The 353-nt window shown below is 40.8% G+C and carries 1 protein-coding gene; it reads right to left on the bottom strand.

The genetic code is table 11. The features are described from left to right. The coding region (locus Q4519_RS21770) for an SMI1/KNR4 family protein (protein WP_303516033.1) at positions 1-353 on the bottom strand (353 nt) is incomplete at both ends.

Below are 353 nucleotides of genomic sequence, written 5' to 3'. Positions count from 1 at the left end.
CCTTTTACCTTCATTAAAAAAATATTATTGGCATGACCGTCGGCGATAGGAATGTAGTCGGGGTCTAGCCCGTAATCTAAGGTATATTCGCTATATTGCTCGTTGAGAGAATCACGATCCAGTAATCCATTGCTGGGTTTTCCTGTCTCACGAAACGATGCAGCATAGAATACTCCAACTTCAACCATCCCCACTTCATACGATTCATCGCTGAACGCTTTTCCATCGGTATCGAGCAAATCAACTTTTGCTTTGGATATACGTGCAGCACCAAATCTTAATAAAAAATGTTTATATAAATCAGGCAGGTTCGCACCAATGCGTTGTTCGAATATGGCCAAATATTGCTTATC

Source organism: Motilimonas sp. 1_MG-2023 (assembly GCF_030547455.1).
Lineage (GTDB): Bacteria > Pseudomonadota > Gammaproteobacteria > Enterobacterales > CBDFNC01 > Motilimonas.
The sequence above is the reverse complement of the archived record's forward strand: the minus strand, read 5'-3'. Positions and strand labels throughout refer to the sequence as shown.